The organism is Streptomyces sp. NPDC034086 (assembly GCF_055575515.1).
In genome coordinates, this window is sequence record NZ_JBVISM010000003.1 from 106576 (window position 1) to 132447 (window position 25872).

The 25872-nt window shown below is 73.2% G+C and carries 20 protein-coding genes; 3 read left to right on the top strand and 17 right to left on the bottom strand.

Translation table 11 applies throughout. The features are described 5' to 3' along the window. Positions 1–91: 91 nt before the first annotated feature. The 8 genes from tmk to bldG all read right to left on the bottom strand — a co-directional run bounded on the left by tmk (position 92) and on the right by bldG (position 12926). Positions 92–3307 (bottom strand): dTMP kinase, encoded by a 3216-nt coding sequence (gene tmk, locus ACZ514_RS10385; RefSeq protein WP_469124523.1) that lies wholly within the window; start codon positions 3305–3307, stop codon positions 92–94. 194 nt (positions 3308–3501) lie between these two features. Beyond that, positions 3502–6360: a type I DNA topoisomerase gene (gene topA, locus ACZ514_RS10390; RefSeq protein ID WP_468163490.1), complete on the bottom strand. Its 2859-nt coding sequence runs from the start codon at positions 6358–6360 to the stop codon at positions 3502–3504. Between the two features lie 267 nt (positions 6361–6627). Further along, positions 6628–6825, bottom strand: coding sequence for a hypothetical protein (locus ACZ514_RS10395; protein WP_468163492.1), 198 nt, complete (start codon positions 6823–6825; stop codon positions 6628–6630). 126 nt (positions 6826–6951) lie between these two features. Beyond that, positions 6952–8466: a DUF7059 domain-containing protein gene (locus ACZ514_RS10400; protein WP_469124524.1), complete on the bottom strand. Its 1515-nt coding sequence runs from the start codon at positions 8464–8466 to the stop codon at positions 6952–6954. 158 nt (positions 8467–8624) lie between these two features. Next, positions 8625–9185, bottom strand: a complete 561-nt coding sequence (locus tag ACZ514_RS10405; protein ID WP_468163496.1) for a small secreted protein — start codon at positions 9183–9185, stop codon at positions 8625–8627. A 175-nt stretch (positions 9186–9360) separates the two neighbouring features. Further along, positions 9361–11763, bottom strand: coding sequence for a sodium-translocating pyrophosphatase (locus tag ACZ514_RS10410; RefSeq protein ID WP_468163498.1), 2403 nt, complete (start codon positions 11761–11763; stop codon positions 9361–9363). A gap of 278 nt (positions 11764–12041) precedes the next feature. After that, positions 12042–12482: an ATP-binding protein gene (locus ACZ514_RS10415; RefSeq protein ID WP_468163500.1), complete on the bottom strand. Its 441-nt coding sequence runs from the start codon at positions 12480–12482 to the stop codon at positions 12042–12044. A gap of 102 nt (positions 12483–12584) precedes the next feature. Beyond that, positions 12585–12926, bottom strand: a complete 342-nt coding sequence (bldG, locus tag ACZ514_RS10420; RefSeq protein ID WP_361602310.1) for an anti-sigma factor antagonist BldG — start codon at positions 12924–12926, stop codon at positions 12585–12587. An 82-nt stretch (positions 12927–13008) separates the two neighbouring features. On the opposite strand from bldG, the gene ACZ514_RS10425 reads away from it, so the two are divergent. Continuing rightward, the gene (locus ACZ514_RS10425; protein WP_469124525.1) at positions 13009–15456 is read left to right on the top strand and encodes a DEAD/DEAH box helicase; all 2448 of its coding nucleotides are present in this window, start codon (positions 13009–13011) and stop codon (positions 15454–15456) included. On the opposite strand, the gene ACZ514_RS10430 is transcribed toward ACZ514_RS10425, so the two are convergent. The 7 genes from ACZ514_RS10430 to ssd form a co-directional block, all read right to left on the bottom strand. Next, positions 15428–15850, bottom strand: coding sequence for an Rv3654c family TadE-like protein (locus ACZ514_RS10430; RefSeq protein ID WP_469124526.1), 423 nt, complete (start codon positions 15848–15850; stop codon positions 15428–15430). The genes ACZ514_RS10425 and ACZ514_RS10430 overlap by 29 nt on opposite strands. Positions 15851–15984: 134 nt before the next feature. Then, complete coding sequence (locus ACZ514_RS10435) at positions 15985–16362, bottom strand: TadE family type IV pilus minor pilin (RefSeq protein WP_469124527.1); 378 nt, start codon at positions 16360–16362, stop codon at positions 15985–15987. Continuing rightward, positions 16349–16546 (bottom strand): DUF4244 domain-containing protein, encoded by a 198-nt coding sequence (locus ACZ514_RS10440; protein ID WP_468163508.1) that lies wholly within the window; start codon positions 16544–16546, stop codon positions 16349–16351. The genes ACZ514_RS10435 and ACZ514_RS10440 overlap by 14 nt, the downstream gene beginning before the upstream one ends. Before the next feature lie 72 nt (positions 16547–16618). Further along, positions 16619–17395, bottom strand: a complete 777-nt coding sequence (locus ACZ514_RS10445; protein ID WP_468699489.1) for a type II secretion system F family protein — start codon at positions 17393–17395, stop codon at positions 16619–16621. Beyond that, positions 17395–18279 carry a type II secretion system F family protein gene (locus tag ACZ514_RS10450; protein WP_469124528.1) on the bottom strand — a complete coding sequence of 295 codons (885 nt, stop codon included), beginning with the start codon at positions 18277–18279 and terminating at the stop codon, positions 17395–17397. Before ACZ514_RS10450 ends, ACZ514_RS10445 begins: the two co-directional genes overlap by 1 nt. Next, on the bottom strand, positions 18276–19424 hold the full coding sequence (locus ACZ514_RS10455) for a TadA family conjugal transfer-associated ATPase (RefSeq protein WP_468163514.1): 1149 nt from the start codon (positions 19422–19424) through the stop codon (positions 18276–18278). The genes ACZ514_RS10450 and ACZ514_RS10455 overlap by 4 nt, the downstream gene beginning before the upstream one ends. Continuing rightward, the gene (ssd, locus tag ACZ514_RS10460) at positions 19421–20572 is read right to left on the bottom strand and encodes a septum site-determining protein Ssd (protein ID WP_468164346.1); all 1152 of its coding nucleotides are present in this window, start codon (positions 20570–20572) and stop codon (positions 19421–19423) included. Before ssd ends, ACZ514_RS10455 begins: the two co-directional genes overlap by 4 nt. Before the next feature lie 491 nt (positions 20573–21063). On the opposite strand from ssd, the gene ACZ514_RS10465 reads away from it, so the two are divergent. Beyond that, the gene (locus ACZ514_RS10465) at positions 21064–21933 is read left to right on the top strand and encodes an HAD family hydrolase (protein ID WP_468163516.1); all 870 of its coding nucleotides are present in this window, start codon (positions 21064–21066) and stop codon (positions 21931–21933) included. 489 nt (positions 21934–22422) lie between these two features. Here the strand turns inward: ACZ514_RS10465 and ACZ514_RS10470 are convergent, their stop codons facing one another. Beyond that, positions 22423–23253, bottom strand: coding sequence for a Fic family protein (locus ACZ514_RS10470; RefSeq protein ID WP_469124529.1), 831 nt, complete (start codon positions 23251–23253; stop codon positions 22423–22425). Between the two features lie 109 nt (positions 23254–23362). On the opposite strand from ACZ514_RS10470, the gene ACZ514_RS10475 reads away from it, so the two are divergent. After that, positions 23363–24376, top strand: coding sequence for an ATP-binding protein (locus ACZ514_RS10475; RefSeq protein WP_468163520.1), 1014 nt, complete (start codon positions 23363–23365; stop codon positions 24374–24376). Here the strand turns inward: ACZ514_RS10475 and ACZ514_RS10480 are convergent. After that, positions 24333–25643, bottom strand: coding sequence for a polysaccharide deacetylase family protein (locus ACZ514_RS10480; RefSeq protein WP_468163522.1), 1311 nt, complete (start codon positions 25641–25643; stop codon positions 24333–24335). The genes ACZ514_RS10475 and ACZ514_RS10480 overlap by 44 nt on opposite strands. Between the last annotated feature and the right edge of the window lie 229 nt (positions 25644–25872).

A 25872-nucleotide genomic window follows, 5' to 3' on the forward strand; every position in this document is an offset into this window, starting at 1 on the left:
ACTGCCTGCTCACATTGTGGCGCCCGCCACTGACAATCCCCGACCGTGCTCACTGACCGTGATCACGGACGGTGAACCGCGCGTGCTCCTGTCAGCGACGGCGGCGGCGCGGCCTGCCCCCGCCGGGGCCGTCGTGCCCGTGGTGCCCGTCGTGCCCGTCCTCGTCGTCGGGGCGCGGGCCCAGCAGTTCGTCGGCCAGGGTCGGCAGGTCGTCCATCGGGGTGGCCTCGGCCCAGTCGGAGGGGGCCCGGCGCTCGCGGCCGTCGTCGCCGACGACGGGGAGTTCGCGGGTCACGTCGTTCCCGGAGTCCCGGAAGATGCCCGGCGGCACGCGGTCGGCCGGGGCTTCCTGCGAGTGGGGGGCCGTGGGCCGCTCCGCCGGGCGGGTCCGCCCCGGCTGGTCCGGGCGGGCGGCGTCCCGCGCGGGGCCCTCGGGCCGCACGGACGGCAGGACCGCCGTCTCGTCCATGGGACGCGGGGCGCGCGGGTCGATCTTGGGCACCGGGACGGTCTGGGTCACGTCGTCGGGCTGCACGACCCGGCGGACCACCGGCGTCTCGACCGTGACGGCGTCGTCGTCCGGCAGGGGCTCCTTGCGCATCACGACCTTGGGCGCGGCGGGCTCCGGCGCGGGCGCTTCGGGCGCGGCGGGCTCCGGCGCGGCGGGCGCCTGGGCAGCCGCAGCGGCGGCCGCGGCCGACGCCTCCGCGAGCCGACGCGCCTCCTCCGCCCGCAGCAGGGCCTCCTCGGCGCGCCGCTGCTTCTCCAGCCGCCGCTCCTCGGCCTCGGCACGCAGCCGGGCCTCCTCCGCCTCCTGGAGCCGGATCCGCTCCCGTTCGGCGGCGCGCGCCCGCTCCTCGGCCTGTACGCGCAGCCGCTCGGCCTCGGCCCGGGCACGGGCCTCCTCCTCGGCCCTCAGCCGCTCCTCCTCGGCCCTCAGCCGCTCCTCCTCCGCCCGGCGGGCCGCCTCGGCCTCGGCGCGCAGCCGGGCCTCCTCGGCCTCCCTTGCCAGCCGGGCCTCCTCCTCGGCCTTCAGCCGGGCTTCCTCCGCCTTGCGCGCGGCCTCCTCCTCGGCCCTGCGCCGGGCTTCCTCCTCCGCGAGCCGCCGGGCCTCGATCTGCGCGGCCACCTCGGCCTCGGAGAGCGGGAGCATCCGGTCCAGGCGGTGGCGTACGACGGTGGTCACCGAGCCGGGGTCCTGGCCGGCGTCGACGACGAGGTAGCGCCCGGGGTCGGCCGCGGCGAGCGTCAGGAACCCGGCCCGCACCCGCTGGTGGAACTCCGTCGGCTCGGACTCCAGCCGGTCCGGCGCCTCCGTGAAGCGCTCCCGGGCGGTCTCCGGGGACACGTCGAGCAGCACGGTCAGGTTCGGCACGAGACCGCCGGTGGCCCAGCGGGAGATACGGGCGATCTCGGTCGGGGAAAGGTCCCGCCCGGCACCCTGGTAGGCGACCGAGGAGTCGATGTACCGGTCGGTGATGACCACCGCACCGCGCTCCAGGGCGGGCCGGACGACCGTGTCGACGTGCTCCGCGCGGTCGGCGGCGTACATCAGGGCCTCGGCGCGGTTCGACAGCCCGGCGGAGGAGATGTCCAGCAGGATCGAGCGGAGCCGCTTGCCTACGGGGGTGGCACCGGGCTCCCGGGTCACGACGACCTCGTGGCCCTTGCTCCGTATCCAGTCGGCCAGCGCCTGCACCTGGGTGGACTTGCCCGCCCCGTCGCCGCCCTCCAGGGCGATGAAGAACCCGGTCGCGGCGGGGGCCTGCACGGGCTCTCCGCCGCGCAGCGCCTCCCGCAGGTCGCGGCGCAGCGGTACGCCCCTGCGGTCGTCGGCCTTGGCGAGGACCACCACCGCGACGGGCAGCAGCAGCGCACCGGCCACCATCAGCGCGTAGGCGGCGCCGCCGTGCGAGAGGACGACCTGGCCCCCGCCCAGCCGGTGCGGGCCGATCGCCGCGGCCAGCAGCGGGGCGGTGACCGCCCCGAGGGCGACGGCCACCCGCACCACGGCCTGGAGGTGTTCGGTGACCCGGGCCCGGCGGAACTCCTCGGTCTCCTGGTCGAGCAGGGTGTGCCCGGTGTTGGCGGCCACGCCGGCGGCGGTGCCCGCGAGCAGCGCCAGGAACAGGACGGTCGCCGTGTCCGGGACCAGCCCGGTCAGCAGCAGCGCGATGCCGGTCACCGCCATGGCCAGGGCCAGCAGCCGCCGTCGCGACAGCGCGGGCAGCACCTTGCCGGCCTGGGCGGCGCGGATGCCGAGGGCGGTACCGCCGACGAGGGCGAGCACCAGCAGGGCGTACGCGGACGGGCCGCCGCCCAGGTCGAAGGCGTGCAGCACGGACACGGAGGCGGCGAGGGCGACGGCGGCGGCGACGGCCGCGCAGGCGACCACGAGCAGCCGGATCGCGCCGGTACGGCCCTTCTCGGGCCGGTCGCCCGCCCTGGGGGCCCGCAGGCCCTCCAGCGGGGAACGCGGCCTCGGGGTCTTGACCGCCGGCACCGTCAGCGGCACCAGCAGCGAGACGGACGCGGCGAACAGGCCGGCGGCGACGTACGAGCCCAGCGCCGCCTGGTTCGCGGCGAACCAGTCCACGCCCAGGCCCAGCGCCCGCCCGATCAGGGTCGCGGCGAGCAGCGCGGCGGCCGCCACGGGCATCGCCGCGAAGGCGGTGCGCAGCGTGAGCCGCCGCAGGGCGTCGAGGTGGTCCGGGAGGGGCCGTACGGTCGCCCCCTCCGGCGGCGGCGCCGGCAGCAGCGCGGGCGCCGCGCTCTCCTTGGCCAGGGTCCACACCCGCTCGGCGGCACCGGAGACGAACACGGTGGCCAGCAGCGCGGTCGTGGCGTGCGCGGGGATCCAGTCGAGCCACAGCGGGGCGACGACGAACAGCCCGATCCGCAGGGCGTCGGCTCCGGCCATCGTCCAGCGGCGGTCCAGCTTGCCTCCGGGGGCGGTGAGCTGGGCCAGCGGGCCGAGCAGGACCGCCCCGAACAGGACGGTGGCGAGGATCCGCACCCCGAACACGGCGGCGACGGCGAAGGCCGCGCCCCGGTAGCCGCCGCCGAAGAGGCCCTCCGTACCGGCCGTGACGGCCGCCTGGAGGGTCAGCAGCACCAGGACCAGCAGGGCGAGGGCGTCACCGATGCCGCTCACCAGCTGGGCACTCCACAGCCGGCGCAGCCCGGGCGTGCGCAGCAGGGCGCGCACCGCTCGGTCGCGGGAGTCCGCGGCCAGGGCTTCGTCGTAGGGGGTGTTGTCGGTGTTCTCGGAGTCGGTCACGACCGTCGGCTGCTCGGCTCGCGTCATCCGCCCAGCCTATCCGCTGCGCCCGGCCGCCGCGGAGGCCTGTGGACGAGGCCGGGTGTGACCCGCCACCCACCTTCCCGGACGGTCGCCCGCGCCGCCGCGGGCGCCGCCCGGACGCGGCGGGTGAGCCGGGCACGCCGAGGGCCCCGCGCCAACCGCGCGGGGCCCTCGGCCCACCGGGATGCGGGCGGTGACTACTCGTCCGCCGGGGCGGCCACCGCCTTCTTCGCAGCCGTCCTGGCCGTGGCGGTCGCCTTCTTGGCGGCGGTCGTCTTCTTCGCGGCCGTCGCCGTCGTCGTCTTCTTCGCCGCGGTCTTCTTCGCGGCCGCGGTCTTCGTCGCCGTCGCCTTGGTCGCCGTCGCCTTCTTCGCGGGGGCCTTCTTGGCCGGGGCCTTCTTCGCGGTCTTCTTCGCCGGGCCCTTGGCCCGCTTCTCCGCGAGCAGCTCGTAGCCCCGCTCCGGCGTGATCGTCTCGACGTCGTCGTCCCGCCGCAGCGTCGCGTTCGTCTCGCCGTCCGTCACGTACGGGCCGAAGCGGCCGTCCTTGACCACGACCGGCTTCTCGCTCACCGGGTCCGTGCCCAGCTCCTTCAGCGGCGGCTTGGCCGCGGCCCGGCCCCGCTGCTTCGGCTGCGCGTAGATCGCCAGCGCCTCGTCCAGGGTGATCGAGAACAGCTGGTCCTCGGTCTCCAGGGACCGCGAGTCCGTGCCCTTCTTCAGGTACGGGCCGTAGCGGCCGTTCTGGGCGGTGATCTCCACGCCCTCCGCGTCGGTGCCCACCACGCGCGGCAGCGACATCAGCTTGAGGGCGTCGTCGAGGGTGACCGTGTCCAGGGACATCGACTTGAAGAGGGAGGCCGTCCGCGGCTTGACCGCGTTCTTGCCGGTCTTCGGCGTGCCCTCGGGCAGGATCTCCGTCACGTACGGCCCGTAGCGGCCGTCCTTGGCGACGATCTCGTTGCCGCTGACCGGGTCGGTGCCGAGCTGGAACTCGCCGCTCGGCTTCGCGAACAGCTCCTGCGCGTACTCGACCGTCAGCTCGTCCGGGGCAAGGTCGTCCGGTACGTCGGCCCGCTGGTGGCCCTCCGCGTCCTTCTCGCCCCGCTCCACGTACGGGCCGTAGCGGCCGACGCGCAGCACGATGCCGTCGCCGACCGGGAAGGAGGAGATCTCCCGCGCGTCGATCGCGCCGAGGTCCGTGACCAGCTCCTTCAGGCCGCCGAGGTGGTCGCCGTCGGCCGGTACGACCTCCGAGGCCTCCTCCGAGCCGAAGTAGAAGCGCTTCAGCCACGGCACGGACTGGGCCTCGCCCCGCGCGATGCGGTCGAGGTCGTCCTCCATCTTGGCGGTGAAGTCGTAGTCGACGAGCCGCCCGAAGTGCGTCTCCAGCAGGTTGACCACGGCGAAGGACAGGAAGGACGGCACGAGTGCCGTGCCCTTCTTGAAGACGTAGCCGCGGTCGAGGATCGTGCCGATGATCGACGCGTACGTCGACGGGCGGCCGATCTCCCGCTCCTCCAGCTCCTTGACCAGCGAGGCCTCGGTGTATCGGGCCGGCGGCTTGGTGGAGTGGCCGTCGGCGGTGATCTCCTCGGCCGTCAGCGCGTCGCCCTCCGCGACCTGCGGCAGCCGCCGCTCGCGGTCGTCGAGCTCGGCGTTCGGGTCGTCCGCGCCCTCGACGTACGCCTTCATGAAGCCGTGGAAGGTGATCGTCTTGCCGGAGGCGCTGAACTCGGCGTCCCGCCCGTCCGCGGCGCGGCCGCCGATCTTCACGGTCACCGAGTTGCCGGTCGCGTCCTTCATCTGAGAAGCGACGGTCCGCTTCCAGATGAGCTCGTACAGGCGGAACTGGTCGCCGGTCAGACCGGTCTCGGCGGGGGTGCGGAAACGATCACCCGAAGGCCGGATCGCCTCGTGCGCCTCCTGCGCGTTCTTGACCTTGCCCGCGTAGACGCGCGGCTTCTCCGGCAGGTAGTCGGCGCCGTAGAGCTGGGTGACCTGCGCCCGCGCCGCCGTCACCGCGGTGTCGGAAAGCGTGGTGGAGTCCGTACGCATGTAGGTGATGAAGCCGTTCTCGTACAGCTTCTGCGCCACCTGCATCGTCGCCTTCGCGCCGAAGCCGAGCTTGCGCGAGGCCTCCTGCTGGAGCGTCGTCGTGCGGAACGGGGCGTACGGGGAGCGCCGGTACGGCTTGGACTCGACCGAGCGGACGGCGAACGAGGTCTCGGCCAGCGCGGCGGCGAGCGCCCGCGCACCGCTCTCGTCGAGGTGCAGCACCTCGCTCTTGAGCTGCCCGTTCGCGCCGAAGTCACGGCCCTGCGCGACGCGCTTGCCGTCCACGGTGTTCAGGCGGGCGACCAGCGTCGACGGGTCGGACGCGTCACCGGCGCGGCCGGTGCCGAAGGTTCCGGTCAGGTCCCAGTACTCGGCGGAGCGGAAGGCGATGCGCTCGCGCTCGCGCTCGACGACGAGGCGGGTGGCCACGGACTGGACACGCCCGGCCGACAGCCGCGGCATGACCTTCTTCCACAGCACCGGCGAGACCTCGTAGCCGTAGAGGCGGTCGAGGATGCGGCGGGTCTCCTGGGCGTCGACCATCCGCTGGTTCAGTTCGCGCGGGTTGGCGACGGCGTCGCGGATCGCGTCCTTGGTGATCTCGTGGAAGACCATCCGGTGGACGGGGACCTTGGGCTTGAGGACTTCCTGGAGGTGCCACGCGATGGCTTCGCCCTCGCGGTCCTCATCGGTGGCGAGGAAGAGTTCGTCGGACTCGGCAAGCAGGTCCTTGAGCTTCCTGACCTGCGCCTTCTTGTCCGCATTGACAACGTAGATCGGCTGGAAGTCGTGCTCGACGTCCACGCCGAGACGGCGCACCTCACCCGTGTACTTGTCGGGGACCTCGGCCGCGCCGTTGGGGAGGTCGCGAATGTGCCCGACGCTCGCCTCGACGACGTATCCCGGGCCGAGGTAGCCCTTGATCGTCTTCGCCTTGGCAGGGGACTCGACGATGACGAGTCGGCGGCCGCCCTTTGCGGTCTCGCTAGTCGGGGACAACTTGGCTCTTCTCTCCGGTCGGCACTCGGTCGCGGTACGGCGACGCTGCGGAGTGTGACGGTACAACCCGCCCCCGTGTCAAACGGCACAAGCCCGCAACGGCCACTCGAACGGTAACCCGACAAGTGCCGTTTCTGCCGCCCGGATGCCGCGCCGGGACCCTCGCGGTCACCGCGCAGGGTGGCCGCGGGGCCGTCTGGCCCCGCATCCGCACCCGCCCCGACGTCGGGTTTCACACCCCGGTGGAGATCGTCCGCGACGCCCGCTTCAGAACCGCTGGAGACACCAGACGCCGAGGGCCACCGAGCCCGCCCCGGCCAGTACGGCCACCGGTACGGCCACCCCAGGGCGCACGCCTTCGGCCACCGGCGCGCCGCGCCGCGCACGCGCCCCCGTCCAGGCCAGCAGGGCGGCCCCGAACAGCAGGAACACGGCCGCCGCGAAGATCGCCGGACCGCGTTCCATGCCGTTCCCCTCGTCCCCCCGGGCCGCCCGGGGATCCCCCCGGATCCCCGCTGCCCGGGAGCCTGCCAGCCGCGGGGGTACGGCGGGCGAACCCCGGGTTACATCCCGGTGCCGGAGGGCCGCCGGCTACCGGACCGGACCCTGCACGGGCTCCAGGAACCCCTGCTCCACCAGCATCCGGATCGCCTCCGGAGTCCGGTCCCGCAGGACGACCGGGTCCTCCTCCACCAGCTGCGCGATCGCGTCGAGGATCCGGCCCGCGCTGAGTGAGCCGTCACACACCCCGGCGAAGCCCGCGCCGACCGTGTCCACCTTGGTGGCGCGGCGCATCCCCCGGTTCTGCCGGAGCACGACGTGCTCGGGGTCCTCCGCGCCCGGCGCGCCGACCTGCTCCTGGACGACCTCCGCGGTCAGCCGGAAGTACCCGGCCAGGAGGGCGGCGTCGTCGTGGTCGCGCAGGTAGTCCTGGCGGGCGAAGTGCGCGAGGACGGTGTCGCCGAGCGGCTGCTCCACCGAATGCGGCCACTCCTCGATGACGATCGAGGGCTCGGCCGCGTCCGTGCGGCGCAGCGTGATCCAGCCGAAGCCGACGGCCTTCGTCTTGCGGGCCTCGAACTCGTCCAGCCAGTCCTCGTACCGCGCCGCGTACTCGGCCGGGTCGCTGCGGTGGTCTCCCGCGTCGCGCAGCCACAGCTCGGCGTACTGCGTGACGTCCTGCACGTCACGCTGCACGATCCAGGCGTCGCAGCCGCGCGGCACCCAGGAGCGGACCCGGTCGCGCCAGTCCTCCCCCTCCACGTGCTGCCAGTTGCCGAGGAACTGCGCGTACCCGCCCGGGTTGAGGTGGCCCCCCGCCTCCTGGACGAGGGTCCGGCACAGGTCGTCACCGCCCATTCCGCCGTCCCGGTACGTGAGCCGCGCGCCGGGCGAGATGACGAAGGGCGGGTTCGACACGATCAGGTCGTACGTGGCGTCGCCCACGGGCTCGAACAGCGAGCCGGCGAGCAGTTCGGCCCGCGGCGCCCCGGAGAGCGCCAGCGTCAGACGGGTGAATTCCAGGGCGCGCGGGTTGACGTCGGTCGCGGTGACCCGGGTCGCGTGCTGGGCGGCGTGCAGCGCCTGGATCCCGGATCCGGTGCCGAGGTCGAGCGCGGAGGCGACGGGCAGGCGCACGGTGATCCCGGCCAGCGTGGTGGAGGCGCCGCCGACGCCGAGCACCACGCCCTCCTCACGGCTGCCGATCCCGCCGGCGCCGCCGACGGCGCAGCCGAGGTCCGAGACGATGAACCAGTCCTCGCCGTCGGGCCCGCCGTACGGGCGTACGTCGACGGTGGCGTGGACCTCGTCGCCCTCCCGGCGCAGCCAGCCGTCGGCGACGGCCGCCTCGACGGGCAGCGCGGCGGCGGCACGCGCGTACGGCTCCGGCTGCTGGAGCAGGAACAGCCGGATCAGAGCCGCGAGCGCCTCGTCACCCGCCCCGCGGGTGGCCCGCAGGGCGGGGACCGTCTCGCTGCGGGCCAGCGCGGCGTAGGCGGGGGCTCCGAGCAGGTCGAGCAGTCCGTCGGCGGTGAATCCCGCGGCGAGGAAGGCCTCGCGGAGCTCGGCGGCGCGGTCGGGCTTGGGAAGGCTGGTGGTACTCACCCGACCATTGTGGCCGCTGGGACCGGCGATCCGTACGAACCCCCGCGCGCGGGACACGAACTGCCGGTGCCGTGCACCCGCCGGCTCGCCGCGGCCGCCCGCGGCGCACGCAGCGCGCGGGACGCACGAGGTGCGCCGGGCGCGTGGAACCCCGCCGGTCAGCCGTTGGCGGGCGTCGTGACCTGGCAGCCCTTCTGGCTGTAGATCACCTTGAGGCCGCTCGAGTTGAGCTTCTCCTTGGCCGCCGTCTCGTTCGCCGCGACCTCGGTGAGTCCGCCGGCGACCTCCTGGAGGCCGTCCGCGAACTTGCCCTGGTCCTTCGGGTCGAGCGCGTCGATCTTCGTCTTGAGATCGGTGTAGCGCTTGGAGATCTCGCCGTAGCTCTTGACCACGGAATCCGCCGCGGCCTTGCCGTCCTTGACGGGGGGTTCACCCTCCGCCGTCAGGGCGCCGCCCATGGTCTTGTAGGCGTCGGAGAGGGTCTGGAAGGCGGCCGAGTCGGTCTTCTGGACCTCCTCGGGCTTGCTGCTCTGGGTGGCGACCCGCTTCAGCTCGTCATTGGTCGTCTTGATCTTGGTGAGTTCTGGCTCCCACTTGTCGCAGACCTTCTTGGCCCAGGCGTCGGCCTTCTTGTCGCCGTCGTCCCCACCGCCGCAGCCGGACAGGACGAGCATCAGTACCGCACCGCCGGACACCGCGGCCGCAAGCTTCTTGTTCACCGGATTGGTCCCTTCGAAGGCTCTCGGCCGGAAGATACACGCCTGCCAACAGCGCACGCGCAAAGGCGGACGGACGGCGCGTCAGTCCGCGCCGCCCGTCCGCCGTTCGGGCGCATCATCGAGCCGGGGTCGCCCCGCCAGTACCGCGGGAGCCGGCCTCAGGGGCCCTGGAGCGTCAGGAGACCACCGCCGGGCCGGCCGGCTGGGCCACCCTTTCGGCGTTCGCGCTCCCCGAGTCGTCGCCGACGGCGATGCCGCGGCGCTTGGAGACGTACACCGCGCCGACGATCACCGTGAGGGCGATCACCGCGACGACGGCCCGCACGACCGGGCTGGTGTCCGGGCCGTAGCTGAACTGCACGACCGCCGGGGCGATCAGCAGGGCCACCAGGTTCATGACCTTCAGCAGCGGGTTGATGGCCGGGCCGGCGGTGTCCTTGAAGGGGTCGCCGACGGTGTCGCCGATGACGACCGCGGCATGGGCCTCGCTGCCCTTGCCGCCGTGGTGGCCGTCCTCGACGAGCTTCTTCGCGTTGTCCCACGCTCCGCCGGAGTTGGCGAGGAACACCGCCATCAGGGTGCCGGTGCCGATGGCCCCCGCCAGGAAGGAGCCGAGCGCGCCGACGCCGAGGGTGAACCCGACCGCGATCGGGGTCAGCACGGCGAGCAGGCCGGGCGTGGCGAGCTCCCGCAGCGCGTCCTTGGTGCAGATGTCCACGACGCGGCCGTACTCGGGCTTCTCCGAGTAGTCCATGATCCCCGGGTGCTCGCGGAACTGGCGGCGCACCTCGTAGACGACGGCGCCCGCGGAGCGGGAGACGGCGTTGATGGCCAGGCCCGAGAAGAGGAACACGACGGCCGCGCCGAGGATCAGGCCGACGAGGTTGTTGGGCTGGGCGATGTCGAGGCTGAGGTTCATCTCCCCGGCCTTGGCTCCGACCTCCTTCACCGCGCCGGTGATGGCGTCGTTGTACGAGCCGAAGAGCGCGGACGCGGCGAGGACCGCGGTGGCGATGGCGATGCCCTTGGTGATGGCCTTGGTGGTGTTGCCGACGGCGTCCAGGTCGGTGAGGACCTGGGCGCCCGCGCCCTCGACGTCGCCGGACATCTCCGCGATGCCCTGGGCGTTGTCCGAGACGGGGCCGAAGGTGTCCATGGCCACGATGACGCCGACGGTGGTGAGCAGGCCGGTGCCCGCCAGGGCCACGGCGAAGAGCGCCAGCATGATCGACGTGCCGCCGAGCAGGAAGGCCCCGTAGACGCCGAGGCCGATGAGCAGCGCCGTGTAGACGGCGGACTCGAGCCCGACGGAGATGCCGGCGAGGACCACGGTGGCGGGACCCGTCAGCGAGGACTTGCCGATGTCCCGGACGGGGCGGCGGTTGGTCTCGGTGAAGTAGCCGGTCAGCTGCTGGATCAGGGCCGCGAGCACGATGCCGATGGCGACGGCGACGACGGCCAGGACGCGCGGGTCCCCGCTGTGGTTGGCGATGGCGGCGTCCTCGACGCCGACGAGCTCCTTGTAGGTGGCCGGGAGGTAGCTGTAGACGGCGATGGCCACGAGCACGAGGGAGATCACGGCGGAGATGAAGAAGCCGCGGTTGATCGCGGTCATGCCGCTGCGGTCGGAGCGGCGCGGGGCGACCGCGAAGATGCCGATCATGGCGGTGATGACGCCGATGGCGGGCACGATCAGCGGGAAGGCCAGGCCCAGGTCGCCGAAGGCGGCCTTGCCGAGGATGAGCGCGGCCACGAGGGTGACGGCGTAGGACTCGAAGAGGTCGGCCGCCATCCCCGCGCAGTCGCCGACGTTGTCGCCCACATTGTCGGCGATGGTCGCGGCATTGCGCGGATCGTCCTCCGGAATGCCCTGTTCGACCTTGCCGACCAGGTCGGCGCCGACGTCGGCGGCCTTGGTGAAGATGCCGCCGCCCACGCGCATGAACATCGCGATCAGGGCGGCGCCGAGACCGAAGCCCTCGAGGACCTTGGGGGCGTCCGCGGCGTAGACCAGGACGACGCAGGAAGCACCGAGCAGGCCCAGGCCGACCGTGAACATGCCGACCACGCCACCGGTGCGGAAGGCGATCTTCATGGCCTTGTGGGCCACGTCGGTCAGGTCCTTGGCGGGTTCGCCCTCGGCGGGAGTGGCCTCGCGGGCGGCCGCGGCGACGCGGACGTTGGCGCGGACCGCGAGGCGCATGCCGATGTAGCCGGTGGCGGCGGAGAAGAGGGCCCCCACGAGGAAGAAGGCGGAACGTCCCGCCCGCTGCGTCCAGTCGTCGGCGGGGAGCAGGAAGAGCAGGAAGAAGACCGCCACGGCGAAGACGCCGAGGGTGCGCAACTGGCGGCCGAGATAGGCGTTCGCGCCTTCCTGTACGGCCGCGGCGATCTTCTTCATGCTGTCGGTGCCCTCGTCGGCGGCGAGGACCTGGCGGACCAGGACCTGCGCGACGACGAGCGCGGCCAGGGCGACGCCCGCGATGACGAACACGATGATGCGGTTGTCATCAGTGAGTACTGCGGCTGCCAGATCATGGGCGTGATCCGGAGCGATAGGGGTGAAGAGCCCCGTCATTCGTCCTCCTTGACGTGATGAGCTCAAGATGTGGACGGATTGTAGGGAGCCGGACCTGATCAAAACAGTGCGCGTCAAACGGAATTGGCGAACTGTGGCTCCTCAGCAATAGATCACGTCACTCCATTACCCTCGAAAGAGGTAATGGGACAAAGGCATTGACGATGGATCAGCACCCGGGAGGATTTTCCGGGAAAACGAAAAAGGCCCTGCTCAGCAGGGCCTTGGCAAAGATCCGAGGAAATGGATGAAGATCGGAAGATAGGGTGGGAAGGGTGCTACGGAAGCGGGGGCACCGCGGTCACGGGCCAGCTCATCCGGATCGTCCCGCCCGATTCCCCACTGGTCACGGAGACATCGTCGACGAGCCCGCTGATCACCGCGAGACCCATCTCGTCCTCCCCCTCCGTGTCCGGGTCGAGGACGGCGGCGATGCCCGGAACCGACTCGGCGGAGCCGCCGGCCGGTCCGGGCACCTCGTCGCCGACCTCGATGGAGAACGACTTCTCCTCCTCGGTCAGCACGACGCGCACGGGCGCGGTCAGTCCGTTGCTGCGGTGCAGTCCGACGGCACGCGAACAGGCCTCCCCGACGGCGAGGCGCACCTCGTCGAGTACGGCTTCCTCCACCCCTGCCCGGCGCGCCACGGCGGCCGCGACGAGGCGGGCCGTCCTGACGTGTTCGGGCTGGGCGCTGAAGCGCAGTTCAACGGTGGCCATGTGCGTCCCCCTCGGACTACGGGCGTGCCTTGACAGGGGCCCGGACCGACCTCGGCCCGGCACCCCCGCTCCTCTCGGCTCCTCGGTATCCGGAGCCGTACGTCAGTCGGTGGCCTGAACGGCGTCCTCCACCGTGGTGTGGATCGGGAACACCTTGGTCAGACCGGTGATCCGGAAGATCTTCAGGATGCGCTCCTGGTTGCAGACCAGACGCAGCGAGCCCTCGTGCGCACGGACGCGCTTGAGGCCTCCCACGAGCACACCGAGGCCGGTGGAGTCGAGGAAGTCCACTCGCTCCATGTCGACAACCAGGTGGTAGCTGCCGTCGTTCACCAACTCCACCAACTGCTCGCGCAGCTTGGGCGCGGTATACACATCAATCTCGCCACCGACCTCTACGACCGTGCGGTCGCCGACAGTGCGAGTCGACAGGGACAGGTCCACGGATCCTCCAGCACCTTGCTATCGAGCGGCGCCCCCCAGGGGCCTCCCCGTCCGAAGGTAGGGGAGGGGATCGGCTGCCGCGATGGCATTCAATCACTTACCGGCAGGCGCGCACGACGCCTTGGGACCATTGTCCCGCACGCCAGTGACACACTCGGTTCCAATGGCCAACACTCACCGCCCCGGTCCGCCCACGGCACCCGCCGATCCACGACCCGCTCCCGGCACGGTCCTGGACCGCCTGTCACGGGGGCCTTCCCGGGCTGCGCGCATCACCCATACGGAGCACTTGCCCCCTCGGGCGGGACGTCATGCGGTCTGGCCGCATCGCATCCGAACGGATGTCGTGGCCGCGATCCGGAACGCGGGGATCGACCATCCGTGGGAACACCAGGCGGCCGCCGCCGAGCACGCCCTGGACGGCGAATCGGTGGTCGTCGCCACCGGAACCGCCTCCGGGAAGTCCCTGGCGTACCTGGCGCCCGTGCTGTCCGCGCTCGCGGACGGCGCCGAGGCACCCAACGGGCGGGGTGCGACCGCCCTCTACCTGGCCCCGACCAAGGCTCTGGCCGCCGACCAGCTGCGGGCCGTCCGGAAGCTCGCCGCGCCGCTGAAGAACGCCGTACGGCCGGCCGTGTACGACGGGGACACGCCCGTCGAGGAACGCGAGTGGGTGCGCCAGTACGCCAACTACGTGCTGACCAACCCCGACATGCTGCACCGGGGGATCCTGCCCTCCCACCCCCGCTGGTCCTCCTTCCTGAAGGCGCTGCGCTACGTCGTCATCGACGAGTGCCACAGCTACCGCGGCGTGTTCGGCTCCCACGTCGCCCAGGTCCTGCGGCGGCTGCGCCGGCTGTGCGCCCGCTACGGATCCGAGCCGGTCTTCCTGCTGGCCTCCGCCACCGCCGGCGACCCGGCCGCCGCCGCGTCCCGGCTGACCGGCGTCCCGGTCACCGGGATCACGGACGACGCCTCCCCGCGCGGCGAGGTCGTCTTCGCCCTGTGGGAGCCGCCGCTGACGGAGCTGAAGGGCGAGAAGGGCGCCCCGGTGCGCCGGACGGCCACCGCCGAGACCGCCGACCTGCTGACCGACCTGGTCGTCCAGGGCGTACGGACCGTGGCCTTCGTCCGCTCCCGGCGCGGGGCGGAGCTGATCTCCGTGATCGCCAAGGAGCGGCTCGCGGCGGTGGACCGGTCCCTGCCCGGGCGGGTCGCCGCCTACCGGGGCGGCTACCTGCCCGAGGAACGGCGGGCCCTGGAGCGGGCCCTGCACTCCGGGGAACTGCTGGGACTGGCCGCGACCACCGCCCTGGAGCTGGGCGTGGACGTGTCCGGCCTGGACGCCGTGCTGATCACCGGCTACCCGGGGACCCGGGCCTCGCTGTGGCAGCAGGCCGGGCGCGCCGGACGCTCGGGCCAGGGCGCCCTGGCCGTGCTGGTCGCCCGCGACGACCCGCTGGACACCTACCTGGTCCACCACCCCGAGGCCCTGTTCCGCCAGCCGGTGGAAGCCACCGTCCTGGACCCCGACAACCCGTACGTGCTGGCCCCGCACCTGTGCGCGGCCGCCGCCGAGCTGCCCCTGACCGAAGCCGACCTGGACCTCTTCGGCCCCGCGGCCCGCGGCCTGATGCCGCAGCTGGAGGCGGCGAAACTGCTCCGGCGCCGCGCCACGGCCTGGCACTGGACCCGCCGGGAGCGGGCGTCGGACCTGACCGACATCCGCGGCGGCGGGGGCCGCCCGGTGCAGATCGTGGAGGCCTCGACGGGCCGTCTGCTGGGCACCGTCGATGAATCCGCCTCCCACACGGCCGTCCACGACGGCGCCGTCCACCTCCACCAGGGCCGCACCTACCTGGTGAAACACCTGGACCTGGAGGATTCCGCCGCCCTGGTCGAAGAGGCGGACCCGCCCTTCTCCACCACGGCCCGCGACACCACCTCCATCTCCATCCTGGAGACCGAGACCGAGATCCCCTGGGGCGCGGCCAGGCTCTGCTTCGGCTCCGTCGAGGTCACCAACCAGGTCGTCTCCTACCTGCGCCGCAAACTGATCAGCGGCGAGGTGCTCGGCGAGACCAAGCTCGACCTGCCGCCGCGCACCCTGCGCACCCGGGCCGTGTGGTGGACGGTGACCGAGGACCAGCTGGACGAGGCCCGGATCGGCCCGGAGATCCTCGGCGGCGCCCTGCACGCCGCCGAGCACGCCTCCATCGGCCTGCTCCCGCTGTTCGCCACCTGTGACCGCTGGGACATCGGCGGGGTCTCCGTCCCGCTGCATCCGGACACCCTGCTGCCCACGGTCTTCGTGTACGACGGCCACCCGGGCGGCGCCGGCTTCGCGGAACGGGCCTTCCAGACGGCCAAGGCCTGGCTGACGGCCACCCGGGACGCCATCGCCGCCTGCGAGTGCGAGGCGGGCTGCCCCTCCTGCATCCAGTCCCCCAAGTGCGGCAACGGCAACGACCCCCTGCACAAGCGCGGTGCCGTACGACTCCTCACCCGCCTCCTCTCCGCGGCTCCCTGACCGCCGGCCCGGGGTCTTCGGACTTCCCGCGGTCCCCGGCCTCTCCGGACTCCCCGGGGCTCCCTGGGTCCCCTGGGTCCCCGGCAGGGGAGGCCACCGGCGGCCCCGCCCGGGCCGCGACCTCGGCGGTGAAGGGGCCGGCCCGGACGCCGGCCCGCACCTCCACCACCTCACCGCCCACCCGGCAGGCCGGCAGCACCGCCCCCTGGGCCCCGGCGACCCGCCGGGCCGCCGCACAGGCCCGCTCGGGGCCGTGCGCCCAGCTCGCGGCCGCCGCCAGGGCCGCCAGATCGGCGGCCGCACCCGCCCGGTGCCGGGCCACCACCGCCTGCCCGAGCAGCAGCACGCCCCCGAACACCGCCACCAGCACCGCGGCCACCACGGTGGCCCACACCGTCGCGACGCCCCGGTCCCGCGGACACTCGCGCCGACCCGGCCCCCGTTCCGGAGGCGCGTCCCGGCCCGGGCGCCCGTCACGTCCCGGTGGCATCCCCCGGCCCGGCCCCGGACGCCCCTCCCCGCCCCGGCTCATGGCGGCGGCCCCACGCTGTCCTCCGCCAGGGCCACCGCGAGCGCCCCGAGCCGTACGGGCAGTACGGCCGGGCCGGGTGCCGGAGCGGCCACCCGGACCCGCCACAGGTCGCCGGACCGCTCCAGCCGCACCTCCGCCCCCGCCGGGGCGGCCTCCCGGGCCGCCCCGGCCGCCGCTTCCACGGGCTCGGACCGGGCGGCCGCCCGGGCACCCGCCCGCGCGGCGTCCACACACCGGATCTGCGCGGCCGCCGCCATCAGCGCCCACACCAGCAGCGCCGCGAACAGCACCAGAGCCGGAATGACCACAGCCGCCTCAGCCGTCACATATCCGCGGTCCTCGGAGAGCCGCCCCTTTCGCTCAGAAGGGCACATCGAGCGCCTTCCCGATGGTCGACTGGAGTGCCGTCGAGACGACGTCGCTCGTCACCACCTTGTACAGAACCGCGGCGAACGCACACGCCGCGATCGTGCCCATGGCGTATTCCGAAGTCGACATTCCCGCATCACCTCCACCGCCCTTAAGCGCCGCCCGCACCCGAATCCGGATGATCCTCATGACACCCTCCTGTGGGATTACGTTCTTGATCTGATTTCAGCTTTTCGATTCCGCCGCCCCGGCCCATGCGCCTCACCGTTCCGACAGCAGTCCGGAGGCCATTCCGATCACCACCGGCGCCACTCCCACCGCGAGGAACGCGGGCAGGAAGCACAGCCCCACCGGGGCGGTGACGAGCACCGCCGCCCGCTGCGCCCGGGCACCCGCCCGCCGGGAGCGGTCCGCCCGCAGGGCCGCCGCGAGGCGGGAGACCGGCTCCGCGGCGGGCGCCCCGGTCCGCGCGGCGCGCTCCAGGCACTCCGCCAGCCCCCGGGCGCCCGGTATCTCCGCCAACCTCCCCCACGCGGCCCCCGGTTCGCCGCCCAGGCGCAGCTCCGCGCCCGCCAGCGCCAGCCGCTCGCCCACCGGGCCGCCCAGCGACTCCCCGACCACCTCGGCCGCCTCGACCGGTCCCGCGCCCGCCGCGAGACAGGCCGCCAGCAGATCCGCGGCGAACGGCAACTGTGCTTCCGCCTCCCGCGGATCCGGCCCCGCGGACGGCCGGGCCCGCGCGAGCGCCCGCCGCGCCGCGAACGCCGCCCCGCACCCGACCAGGACCCCGGCCGTCCCGCCGACCAGCACCCATCCCGCCAGCAGCGCTCCGGCCGGCCCCGCCCAGGACAGCGCCGCGGCCCGAACGCCCGGCCCCGGTACCGGGCCCCTCCGTACCGGCCCGGTCCGGAAGAGGGCCGCGGTCCTCTTCCGGACCGCCCGCCTCCCCAGCCGTGCCGCCACCGCCGAGGCCGGCCACCACACCAGCGCGGTCACGCACAGCGCCGTCCCCAGCCTGTGGACCGCGGAGCCGTCCATCACCGCTCCCCCGTCCGCACGATCCGCCGGCACCACAGCAGCCCCAGCGCCTCCAGCACCCCGCCGGCCAGCAGGCAGCCCCACCCGACCGGGGAGTGCAGCAGCACCCTCAGCGGATCCGCTCCCAGCGCGGTGCCCATCAGCAGCCCCACCAGCGGCAGCAGGGCGAGCACCACCGTCGTGGACCTGGCACCCGCCAGCTGGGCCCGCAGGGACTCCTCCCGGTCCCGCTCCGCCCGCAACGCCCCTTCCAGCCGGTCGAGGCCGGCGGCCAGGCCCGCTCCCCCGTCCACCGACACCCGCCAGCAGGCCGCCATCCCGGCGAGCCCCCGCGCGCCCGGCTCGCGCGCCGCCTGGTGCAGGGCTTCGGCCACGTTCCCGCCGAAGGCGGCGGCGGCCAGGACCCCCGCCTCCGCCGCGCCCGGGCCGCCGGGGCCAACCGCCGTACGGCGTATCGCCACGGTCAGCGCCTGCCCCGGCTGGGCGCCGGCCCGCAGCTCCCCCACGACGGCCCCGCACAGCGCCACCACCCCCGCGGCACGGGCGGCGCGCGCCCGCTCCCGCTCCCTGGCCCGCAGCCAGCGCCGCAGCAGCGGCACCGAAGCCGCGCCGAGCAGCAACGGGATCACCGACCCGCCCAGGGCGGCGACCACCGCCCCGGCCACGAGGCCGGCCCACTCCCGCCACACGGTGACCCGGATGCGCAGGGCGGCCGCCAGCCGCTGCCCGGGCGCCGGCCCGCCCGGCACCAGTGGTCCGCCCCCGGCCAGGACCAGCCTGGCCCGCCGGGACAGCCGCTCACCCCCGGCCAGCCCCCATGCGGCGGCCCCGGCGCACAGCACCCCGGCGAACACGGGCACCGACCCGAGCGGTCCGGTGATCACCGCGCACCTCCCAGCAGCGGGGCGAGCCGCGCCCAGCCCGCCTCCCGCAGGAAGCCGTGCGCCCCCCAGCGCAGGGCGGGAACGGTCACCACCAGCCCGGCCCGGTCCCGTTCCAGCACGTGCACCTCGGCCACCCGCCGCTTCCCGGACCGGTCCCGGACCAGGTGGACCACCAGGGTCAGCGCGGCCGCCAGCTGGCTGTGCAGGGCGGCCCGGTCGAGCCCGGCGGCCGTCCCGAGCGCTTCCAGGCGGGCGGGCACGTGCCCCGCGGCGTTGGCGTGGACCGTGCCGCAGCCGCCTTCGTGCCCGGTGTTCAGGGCGGCGAGCAGGTCGGCGACCTCGGCGCCGCGCACCTCTCCCACCACCAGCCGGTCGGGCCTCATCCGCAGGGCCTGGCGGACCAGGTCCGCGAGGGTGACCAGGCCGGCCCCCTCCTGGTTCGCGGGCCGGGTCTCCAGCCGCACCACGTGCGGGTGGTCGGGGCGCAGCTCCGCGGAGTCCTCGGCGAGCACGATCCGCTCACCCGGTCCGACCAGGCCCAGCAGGGCACTGAGGAGGGTGGTCTTGCCCGTCCCGGTACCGCCCGAGACGAGGAACGACAGCCGGGCCTCGACCATCGCCCGCAGGAGCCGGTGTCCGCCGGGCGGCAGGGTCCCGGCGGCGACCAGCTCGTCCAGGGTGAACGCCTTCGGCCGCACCACCCGCAGTGACAGGCACGCCGATCCGACCGCCACGGGGGGCAGCACGGCGTGCAGCCGGGTGCCGTCCGGCAGGCGGGCGTCCACCCATGGCCGGGCGTCGTCCAGCCGCCGTCCCGCGACGGCGGCCAGCCGCTGGGCCAGCCTGCGCACGGCCTCGGCGTCGGCGAAGGCCACCGAGGTCAGCTCCAGCCCGCCGCCGCGGTCCACCCACACCCGGTCGGGGGCCGCCACCAGCACGTCGGTGACCCCGGGGTCGGCGAGCAGCGGCTCCAGCGGCCCGGCGCCCACCAGCTCGGACCGCAGTTCGGCGGCCACTCCCAGCACCTCGGCGTCCCCGAGGAGCCGCCCCTGGGCGCGCAGGGCCGCCGCCACCCGGGCGGGCGTGGGCTCCGCCCCGCTCTCGGCGAGGTGCTGGCGCACCGCGTCCAGCAGTACCGCGCTCATGCCGGCACCCCCTGGGCGGAGCCGAGCGCCCGCTGCCAGAAGCCGTCGCAGAAGCGGGCCAGCGTGCCCCGCGCGCCCGGCGGTTCACCCTCGGCCACCCGGCCCGGAAGCCCGACCTCGACCGGCACCTCACCGGCCAGCGGCGCTCCCAGCAGCCCCGCCACGGCTTCGGCGTCGAGCCCGTCGGGACAGCGGCCCCGCACGACCACGCGCACGTCCCGGGCCACCATGCGCACCCCGGCCGCCACCCGCCCCGCCGCAGCCACCGACCGCAGCTCGCCCGGCACCACCAGCAGCACCAGGTCCAGCTGGGCCAGCACCTCCGCCACGGGCTCGTCCACCCGCCGGGGCAGGTCGACCACCACGACGCCGCCGCGCCTGCGGGCGGCGGCCACGACCGACCGCATCGCGGCGGGCGGCACGACCACCCGCTCCCCGCGGTCCCAGCTCAGCACCCGCAGCGCGTGCAGTTCGGGGAGGGACTCCTCCAGGGCTCCGGCCCCGACCCGGCCGCGCGAGGCGGCGAAGTCCGGCCACCGCAGCCCCTCGGCGCCCTCACCGCCGAGCAGGACGTCCATGCCGCCACCGAGCGGGTCGGCGTCGATGAGGATGGTGCGCTCGCCGGCCTTGGCCGCCCGGAGCGCGAGGGCGCAGGCGAGGGTGGACGCCCCGGCACCGCCGCTGCCGCCGATGACCCCGACGGTCAGGGCGGGCCGTCCGGCGCCTTCCACCACGTCGGCGATGCGGTCGACGAGCAGGCTCTCGGCGTCGGGCAGGCGCAGGACCTCCTGGGCGCCGATCTCCACCGCACGCTGCCACACGGAGGGGTCGTCGAGGTCCCGGCCGACGAGGAACACCCCGTCCCGGCGGGGTGCTCCGCGCACTCGGCGGGCGGCGTCGTCGCCGACCAGGACGAGCGGTGCGGAATCCCAGCGCGTGCCCGTCACGCCGGGGGCGCCCCCGCCCGCGTCGCCGTCGGCTCCGGTCCGCTCCGGCACCGCGTGGTGCACGTACGGCTCGGCTCCCGCGGCGGCGCACAACCGCAGCAGGTCGTCCAGGAGCAGCGGGTCCTCGGTGAGGATCAGCGGCCGCCCGCCTCCGGGCACGGTCCCCGCGCCCCGGACGGGCGGTCCTCCCCCGCCGGCCACCACGGGTGCCTGCGCTTCACACGACTTCGATCCAGCCACGATCTCCGCCCCCTTCTCACTGCAAATCCACGGGCCGCGGACTTCGCGGCTGGAATCACGGTGGAGGGATCCGGAAAAAGAAGTGGATCTTGCTTGAAAACTGTGGACAAGAAGACGCCTGTGAATAACTTCGCCACCCCATCAGGTGACTTCCGGAGCGCTGCGGAACCACTACGCACCGTGACGAGTCTGAGAGGGTGAAGGCCTGTGTCAGGCGGGCCCATCAAGGACGGAGGGCCGAGGAGATGATCGCCGCAGAAGGTGCGAAGGGACGCGAACCGCGTCCGGACATGCGACGACCCCCGCCGGGGGGGAGAGCGGGGGTCGTCCCCACGGTCCGACTCGGGGGGGGAGGAGCCAGACCGGGTTAGCACGGTCGCGAACGATCCGTGACTTCCATGGTGTACCCGAGAGCCTTCTCAGGCAAACCCACGCGCCACACCTTACGCCGAATGGTGGGCGCATATGCTCGGCTCGTGGAAAATCAGCCCTTGCCGCACTCCTCGCCCAGGACCGCCGCCTTCTTCGACCTGGACAAGACGGTCATTGCGAAGTCGAGCGCTCTGACGTTCAGCAAGTCCTTCTACCGGGGTGGCCTGATCAACCGGCGGGCCGTGCTGCGGACCGCGTACACCCAGTTCATCTTCCTGGCCGGCGGCGCCGACCACGACCAGATGGAGCGGATGCGGGAGTACCTGTCCGCCCTCTGCAAGGGGTGGAACGTCCAGCAGGTCCGGGAGATCGTCGCCGAAGCGCTGCACGACCTGATCGACCCGATCATCTACGACGAGGCCGCCTCCCTCATCGAGGCCCACCACACGGCCGGCCGTGACGTGGTGATCGTGTCGAGCTCGGGGGCCGAGGTCGTCGAGCCGATCGGCTCGATGCTCGGCGCGGACCGCGTGGTCGCCACCCGCATGGTGGTCGGCGAGGACGGCTGCTTCACCGGGGAGATCGAGTACTACGCCTACGGCCCCACGAAGGCCGAAGCCGTCCGCGATCTCGCCGAGTCCGAGGGGTACGACCTCGCGCGCTGCTACGCGTACAGCGACTCGGTCACCGATGTGCCGATGCTGGAGGCCGTGGGACACCCCCACGCGGTCAACCCTGACCGAGCGCTGCGGCGGGAAGCGGTCGCGCGGGAGTGGCCGGTCCTGGTCTTCAACAAGCCGGTGCGGCTGAAGCAGCGCCTGCCCGGGCTGTCGATGCCGACGCGCCCCGCCCTCGTCGCGGCGGCGGCGATCGGTGCGGCGGCGGCCACCGCCGGGGTGGTCTGGTACGCCAGCCGCCGGCGCGTGGGCGTCTCCCCCGCTTCGGCCTGAGGGCCGCGCGGGGCGGGCGGAAGCCGGCCCCGCCCAGGGCCTCGCCACCCTCGCCGAGGCCCTCACCGCCGAAAGGGAAACGTCCCGGTCCAGGACGATATGGGGTGTCCGATCCAGCCCACTTTGCCCTGGAAAGTAAAGAACTCCGGCCAGGGGTTTCGCTCGGCGTCGAAGCGGAGTACAAAGGAGTCACGGCCCGCGAGACCAAAGAACATCCGAGAGGATCATCTTTAAAACGCAGTAAGGCCCACGGACCGAAGCAGGAACGCCGAGCACCCACGCGACGTCGACCCGTCGATTACGGGCCAGCCGCACCAGGCCACGGGCAAAGTTCCCGGCCTGATGGGCACCATCGAGGACGCTTGGTAACTGGGCGTGAATGCCAGCGGCGACACCAAAGCAGCACGGTGTCGCCGCAACCCTGCGCCCAGCCGCCCGCTCCGCCGAGCCGGCGGCCCAGCCGCTCCCCCTGCCGAGCCGGCACCTTTCCTAGGCCGCGCCCCGCTGGAGCGCCTCACAGACCGCCGTGGACTCGCGCACGCCGAGCTCGACCGAGCGGCCGCAGTACCCGATCCACGCCGCCACCCCTTCCGCCGTGCCGGAGACGTAGCCCTCGAAGGCCTTCAGGTAGGCCTCCGCCCCCTGCTCCGCGTGGCCGACCTCCGCCGGACAGATCGCCTTCGGGTCCAGCCCGCTGTTGATCAGCACGATCCGCTCCGCCGCCCGCGCCACCAGCCCGTTGTACGAGGCGAAGGGGCGCAGGGCCAGCAGCTCCCCGTGCACCACCGCGGCCGTCACCAGCGCCGGGGCGGAACCCCCCGCGATCACCAGGCGGGACAGGCCGTCCAGCCGGCCCGCCACCTCCTCGGCGTCCGGGAGCGGCAGGTCCACCAGGGGCTCGTCCACCGGCTCGCCCGCCAGCCGCGGCCGGCCGACCACGTCACCGTCACCGTCCGAGCCCGTGGCCCCGCACGCGACCAGGTGCAGGCGCGCCAGCACCCGCAGCGGCGACTGCCGCCAGATGCTGAGCAGTTGCCCGGCCTCCGCCGTCAGGCGCAGCGCGGCGCCCACCGTGCGGGCCTCGTCCTCCGCACCGAAGTCGGTGCGGCGGCGCACCTCTTCCAGGGCCCAGTCGGCACCGGACAGCGCCGCGCTGCCCCGGGCGCCGCGCAGGGCGGCCTCCGAGGTGATCTCCCCGCTGCGCCGGCGCATCACCCGGTGCCCATAGACCCGGTCCACGGCCTTGCGTACGGAATCCACGGACTCTGCGACTCCCGGGAGGGATCCGAGGGCCGCCAGCGGGTCAGAAGCGCTACTCATAAGTAGGGAGCCTACGCACTCCGCGGCCTCGGCACCGACCCCTCCTTGGAGTGGTCTTCTTCACTCACTTCGGCCACACGCCGCTATCGTGCCGCTACTCTTGGTGAACATGAAGATCGCTTTCGTGGGAAAGGGCGGCAGCGGGAAGACCACGCTGTCGTCCCTCTTCATCCGCCACCTCGCAGCCAATGAAGCGCCCGTCGTCGCGGTGGACGCCGACATCAACCAGCACCTCGGGGCCGCCCTCGGACTCACCGACGAGGAGGCCGCCGCACTGCCCGCCCTCGGCGCGCACCTGCCCCTGATCAAGGAGTACCTGCGCGGCTCCAACCCGCGGATCGCCTCGGCCGACAGCATGATCAAGACCACGCCGCCCGGTGCCGGCTCCCGTCTGCTGCGCATCACCGAGGACAACCCGGTCTACGAGGCCTGCGCGCGAACGGTGACCCTCGACGACGGGGACTCCGTCCGGCTGATGGCGACGGGCCCCTTCACCGAGTCCGATCTGGGCGTGGCCTGCTACCACTCGAAGGTCGGGGCGGTCGAGCTCTGCCTCAACCACCTGGTCGACGGCCCGGACGAGTACGTCGTCGTCGACATGACGGCCGGATCGGACTCCTTCGCGTCCGGCATGTTCACCCGCTTCGACGTCACCTTCCTCGTCGCGGAGCCGACCCGCAAGGGCGTGTCGGTCTACCGCCAGTACAAGGAGTACGCCCGGGACTTCGGGGTGGCGCTCAAGGTGGTCGGGAACAAGGTGCAGGGCCCGGAGGACATCGAGTTCCTCCAGGACGAGGTCGGCGAGGACCTGCTCGTCACCTTCGGGCACTCCGACTGGGTGCGGGCGATGGAGCGGGGCCGCCCGGCCGGGTTCGAACTCCTGGAGGCGAGCAACCGGCTCGCGCTCCAGGCGCTCCAGGACGCGGCGGAGGACTCCTACGCGGCCCGCGACTGGGGCCGGTACACCGAGCAGATGGTGCACTTCCACCTGCGCAACGCCGAGAGCTGGGGGAACGCCAAGACCGGGGTCGACCTGGCGGCCCAGATCGACCCCGGCTTCGTCCTCCACGAGGCCCTGGTCAGCCCTCGTCCTGCATCGCTGCCCGCTCCTCAGCCGGCTTGACCTTGTCCGCGCCCGGCGGGGCGGCCGGAGGCGCCGGCGGCCCCGCGGTGAGGAACTTGGTCCAGCCCTCCTTCGGCGCTTCGCCGACGTCGAGGGTGCGCAGCCACTCCAGCGTCTTGGGGTCCTGGGCGTCCAGCCAGTCGGCCAGTTCGCGGAACGGCACGCACCGCACCTCCGGCTTGGTGCACATGTGCTTGATGGACTCCTCGACGGCCCGCATGTAGGTGCCGCCGTTCCACGACTCGAAGTGGTTGCCGATGATCAGCGGGGCGCGGTTCCCCTGGTAGGCGCGGTCGAAGGCCTGCCGCAGTCCGTCGCGCATCTGGTCGCCCCAGTACTGGTGCTGCGACGGGTCGCCCTGGGTCGTCGTACCGGACTGGTTGACCATGTAGTTGTAGTCCATGCTCAGCGTGTCGAAGGCACGGCCGGGCATGGGCACCAGCTGGAGCGGCAGGTCCCAGAGCCCGTCGGTCTTCTTGGGCCAGATCTGCTTGCTGATGCCGCTGGAGTCGTAGCGGAACCCCATGTCCTTGGCCGCCAGCATGAAGTTCTTCTGGCCTTCGAGGCAGGGGGTGCGCGCCCCGATCAGCTCCTTGTCGTAATCGAAGGGGAGCGGGGCCATGTCCTTCAGGCCCGCGTTCGTCTTCCAGTTCTTGACGAACGACTTCGCCTGCTTGATCTCGCTCTTCCACTCCGCCACGGACCAGGTGCCGACGCCGCCGTCGGGGCCGCAGAAGTGGCCGTTGAAGTGGGTGCCGATCTCGTTGCCCTCCAGCCAGGCCGCGCGGACCTGGGTGGCGGTGTCCTTGATGCCCTGGAGGTCGCCGAAGCCGATGTCGGAGAGGCCCGCCGCGTGCTGCGGCGCCGTGTAGAGGGAACGTTTCTCCTCCGGCAGCAGGTAGACACCGCTGAGGAAGTAGGTCATCCGGGCGTTGTACTGCTTGCCCACCTCACGGAAGTGCGAGAACAGCTTCTGGCTGTCCTCGCCCGCGCCGTCCCACGAGAACACCACGAACTGCGGCGGCTTCTCGCCGGGCTTCAGCTTCTGCGGCGCCCGGACGTTCGGCTGCGAGCCGGTGTAGGCGGTCGAGCCGTCCCCGATCAGGCGGTTGAGGCTGCCGGGAGCGTCCGGGGCGGCGGGAGCCTTCCTCGCGCCCGGGCCCGAGGTCCCCGACTCGGCGGGCCCGGAACCGCTGCACCCCGCGGCGCACAGGACCAGTGCCGTGGCGACGAGGCCGCCGGCGATCTTCTTCGTGGCGGCGATCATCCGCACACCTCTCCCTCGCAGTTCCATCGCAGCACTTCCGCGACGCAACGTCCCATGCGGTCCGCCCAGACGAAGACACGACAAGCCAGACAAAATGCTTATTCATCCCTGAGTGCTAATTCCTAGGCCATTTGCCCGTATTGTTCACCACGGCTCTTTACTCTCCATTACCGTTCATTTACCGAGTGTTGAAACTCCCGCCGCTTCACCCCTCCTCAGAGGAGACGGG